At 43.0% G+C, this 3,990-nt stretch carries 4 protein-coding genes and 2 rRNA genes; 2 read left to right on the top strand and 4 right to left on the bottom strand.

The window, feature by feature from the left end; translation table 11 throughout:
• Nucleotides 1-689 (bottom strand): flavodoxin-dependent (E)-4-hydroxy-3-methylbut-2-enyl-diphosphate synthase (locus ACEW8O_RS20585; RefSeq protein WP_373496512.1); only part of this gene is annotated, 689 nt, incomplete at its 3' end.
• Between the two features lie 9 nt (nucleotides 690-698).
• Nucleotides 699-1,403 carry an SDR family oxidoreductase gene (locus ACEW8O_RS20590; RefSeq protein WP_373496513.1) on the bottom strand — a complete coding sequence of 235 codons (705 nt, stop codon included), beginning with the start codon at nucleotides 1,401-1,403 and terminating at the stop codon, nucleotides 699-701.
• A gap of 165 nt (nucleotides 1,404-1,568) precedes the next feature.
• On the opposite strand from ACEW8O_RS20590, the gene ACEW8O_RS20595 reads away from it, so the two are divergent.
• Together ACEW8O_RS20595 and ACEW8O_RS20600 are read left to right on the top strand one after the other, a co-directional pair.
• Nucleotides 1,569-2,861: an amidohydrolase gene (locus ACEW8O_RS20595; protein WP_373496514.1), complete on the top strand. Its 1,293-nt coding sequence runs from the start codon at nucleotides 1,569-1,571 to the stop codon at nucleotides 2,859-2,861.
• Nucleotides 2,862-2,915: 54 nt separating this feature from the next.
• Complete coding sequence (locus tag ACEW8O_RS20600) at nucleotides 2,916-3,083, top strand: hypothetical protein (protein WP_373496515.1); 168 nt, start codon at nucleotides 2,916-2,918, stop codon at nucleotides 3,081-3,083.
• A 405-nt stretch (nucleotides 3,084-3,488) separates the two neighbouring features.
• Here ACEW8O_RS20600 and rrf read toward each other — a convergent pair.
• Nucleotides 3,489-3,600 (bottom strand): 5S ribosomal RNA (gene rrf / locus ACEW8O_RS20605).
• A 178-nt stretch (nucleotides 3,601-3,778) separates the two neighbouring features.
• A 23S ribosomal RNA gene (locus tag ACEW8O_RS20610) occupies nucleotides 3,779-3,990 on the bottom strand; the annotation flags it as partial.

Genomic DNA, 3,990 nt, shown 5'->3' on the forward strand with positions numbered 1-3,990 from the left:
AACCTATACGCCTGAACCATGACCTGTGTGTTGGATGATTTCATGGAGATGACAATTTCAAAATAATTTTCATCTTCGCAGATCCTCAAAAATTCCAAGGCCGATTCCACCATCCCCAAGGGTGTATCTCCATACCTGCTCATAATTCTATCTGAAAGCGAACCATGGTTGGTCCCTATTCTCATTGCAGTTCCGAATTCTTTGCAAATCCTTACAAGTGGGAGAAATCTTTCCCTGATTCTGTCCAATTCCTCCTGGTAACTCTCATCTGTATAATCAATTACCTCAAATCTTTTTTTATCCGCATAATTTCCAGGATTGATTCTGACTTTTTCTATAATTCTGGCCGCTACTTCAGCCGCATTGGGTGTAAAATGAATGTCAGCAACCAAAGGAACCGAATACCCCCTTCTTCTGAGTTCGTCTTTAATGGATTTCAAGTTTTCAGCCTCTTTGATACTGGGTGCAGTAATTCTGATCAATTGACACCCACTTTCTATCATCCTGATACATTGGGCCACAGATCCCTCGGTATCCATTGTATCCACAGTTGTCATGGATTGAACCACTATTGGGTGATCTCCACCAATAATTACATTACCAACTTTTACCGGAATGGTTTTCCTTCTGGAATAGGCAGTCAGACTGTTGCAATAATTGATTTCGTCCAAAATTGATTTCGGTTCCATAATATGTTTTTATAAATCCCCTAATTGAGGTCTGATTATTATTTCTTCAACAACAGAATTCGGAGAAAGGTTGTAAGCTGCCCAAACTGAGTCTGCCACATCCTTTGGTTTCATGAACCTTTCCTCGGGAATATCCACTCCTTCCCAACTTGCAGTAAATGTGGCTCCTGGAAGCACAGATGTTACTTTAATGTTATATTCCTTCAATTCCTGCCTAAGACATTTGGTAAAGCCTAACATTGCCCATTTGGAAATGGCATAACTTCCACCATTTGCATAGGCTGTCAGTCCGGCAATTGATCCAATAGAAAATATGTGGCCGCTTTTTCTGGCAATCATCTCTTGCGTAAACCCCCGCGTCAGGTAATAGGCTGAATAAAGATTCGTTTGCATCGTCAACTCAAAATTTCCTTCAGGCTCATTGTGAATTGCTCCGGGCAAAAAAATTCCTGTATTATTAATCAAAACATCAGGAATTGTAAGTTTTTTAACCTCTTTCAAAAACTCAAGTACTTCAGCTTTATTGGACAGGTCGGCTTTTTTGACCCAAAACTTTTGCCTAGAAAACCGATTGGAAAGTTCCTCCTTTAGACTCGTTAAATCTTCCTTACTTCTGGAACAGGTATATACATCAAAACCCGCCTCTGCAAATCTCAGGATTATTTCCCTGCCAATCCCTTTCGTTCCACCTGTCACTAGAATACTTTTTGACATTTTGTTCGTCTTTTAATAGTTAGTGTGACAACTATATAGTGCTGGCAAAGTTACATTAATTTGGAAACTTGTTAAATAATTTTCAAAATCATTGTTTTTTTGGATGGCAATTTTTTAAATAAGTCTAATTGTGTACTTTATGTGAAGAATTATACATTTAAGCATATGAAAAAAACAATCCTTTTCATTTTCCTTTCCACTGGTTTTTCCTTTGGCCAATCAGCATTAAAATCAACAATAGATCAACAAGCTTCCTCCATCGAAAATAAAGTAATAGAATGGAGAAGGGATTTCCATCAACACCCAGAACTGGGAAATCAGGAAGTGAGAACTGCTAAAATTGTGGCAGACCATCTTCGTTCATTAGGGATGGAAGTTGAGGAAGGTGTAGCGGTAACAGGTGTAGTAGGAATTTTAAAAGGTGGAAAACCTGGCCCAACTGTGGCTTTGAGGGCTGATATGGATGCATTGCCGGTTACGGAAAGAAATAACCTTCCCTTCAAATCAACAGTGGTTGCGGAATACAATGGACAACAAACAGGTGTAATGCATGCCTGTGGTCATGACACCCATGTAGCTATCCTGATGGGAGTAGCGGAAGTGCTGTCAAAAGTGAAAGCTGACGTTAAAGGTACTGTCAAGTTTATTTTCCAACCCGCAGAAGAAGGGGTATTCGAACCAGGACTTACCAGTTGGGGAGCAAAACAAATGGTAGAAGAAGGTGTAATGAAAGATGTTTCAGCCATTTTCGGATTACATATTAATTCCCAGACTGAAGTCGGCACGATCAAGTATAGATCAGGTCCGGCAATGGCTGCGGTAGACAATCTGAATATAGAAGTAAATGGGAGACAAGCCCACGGTGCTTCTCCCTGGTCATCTATAGATCCCATTGTCACAGCTTCTCAAATTGTTATGGGGCTTCAAACCATTATGAGCCGAAATGTGAATATTACAGAAAATCCCGCAATAGTCACTGTTGGAGCTATCCATGGTGGGATAAGGCATAATATAATCCCTGAAAATGTGGAAATGATAGGAACCATTCGCACTTATTCAGATTCCCAACAAGTTTTGATCCATAAGCGGATAAGGGAAATCTCTGAGGGCATAGCGCAAAGCGCAGGTGCCAGGGCAGTAGTCACTATTGATGAAATATATCCGGCAACGGTAAATGACGAAGATCTGACTTCAAAAATGGCCGCCACTTTAAATCAGGTAGCTGGAGAACACAATGTAGAATACCATAATCCAATTACCGGTGCGGAGGATTTTAGTTTCTTCCAGAAAGAGGTTCCGGGATTATTTATATTTCTTGGAGGAATGCCCAAAGGAGTCGATCCAGTCACTGCCCCCTCCCATCATACACCGGATTTCCATATTGATGAAAGTGGTTTTCTTTTGGGAGTAAGGACATTGAGTTATTTGGCCATCGATTTTTTGGAAATGGAAAATTAACCCAAATGAATTACACCCCGGATATCAAAGGGTAGCGGTTATTACGGAAAGCATTTGGAAGATATCCTTCAAAATTTATTTATTCATAATTCAGAAGTAGCTCGTTTTTCAAGGACAAAAACCTATAGGGCAGGTGTATCTGAACTTGAAAAAAACCATTTCAAAAATAAATATGATTACGGAACCTTAAAAATGGTTTTGGCACATTTAGCTGAGGAATGATTTTTATTGGTAGGATCTGCAGCGAACACACCACCACCACGTTTATATTACCTATCAAATCTATGGCAGCAGCATTTAAGTTGGAACTTACACCTTAGATCTGGGAATCCAGTTTATACAGCGCTGACCTAATGTGGCTTTTCGGAGTCAAAACCACCGATGGCACAGCTGGGACCAAAACACAAAAAACCTTCCGGTTTCCCCAAAGGTTTTTCGATAATGAAGGCGGCGGCCTACTCTCCCGTGCGCCGCGGCGTACCGGTACCCCTCCACGGCGGGCAGGCTCCGGCGCTGCAGGGCTTATCCGCCGCGTCGGATCGGGACGGGAAGTGGCAGATCAAACTGGCCTGTACACTTTCCCAAACACAAAAAAACCTTCGGGTTTCCCCAAAGGTTTTTCGATGATGAAGGCGGCGGCCTACTCTCCCGGGAGTAACCCCAGTACCATCGGCGCTGCAGGGCTTAACTTCTCTGTTCGGGATGGGAAGAGGTGGGACCCCTGCGCCAGGCCGCCTATGTTTTTGATGCCGGTTGTCCGGTGTCCGGTGACGGATGTCCGTCCCCGAAGATCCCTTTCCGGTATCCGTCCGCTCCGGACAAATATCCTAAGTTCTTTTTTTTGTCCTGATACTTGATATTCAATACTTGGTACCCAATATTGACATGTCCTGCAGAGAATGCAACAGTTTTTCGTCCCGGTCCAAGCTTCCGGGCTATTAGTACTGCTCGGCTGTGCCGTTGCCGGCTTTACACCTGCAGCCTATCAACGTCGTCGTCTCCGACGGCCCTATACGGAAGTCTCATCTTGGGGGGAGTTTCGCACTTAGATGCTTTCAGCGCTTATCTCTTCCCGACGTAGCTACCCGGCGATGCAATTGGCATCACAACCGGTACACCAGCGGTCGGT

It is taken from the genome of Aquiflexum sp. (assembly GCF_041749095.1).
Classification (GTDB): Bacteria; Bacteroidota; Bacteroidia; order Cytophagales; family Cyclobacteriaceae; genus Aquiflexum.

Excerpts from the sequence above, each read along its gene's own strand:
- ACEW8O_RS20590 (WP_373496513.1), bottom strand. The coding sequence starts at position 1,403 with ATGTCAAAAAGTATTCTAGTGACAGGTGGAACGAAAGGGATTGGCAGG.
- ACEW8O_RS20595 (WP_373496514.1), top strand. The coding sequence starts at position 1,569 with ATGAAAAAAACAATCCTTTTCATTTTCCTTTCCACTGGTTTTTCCTTT.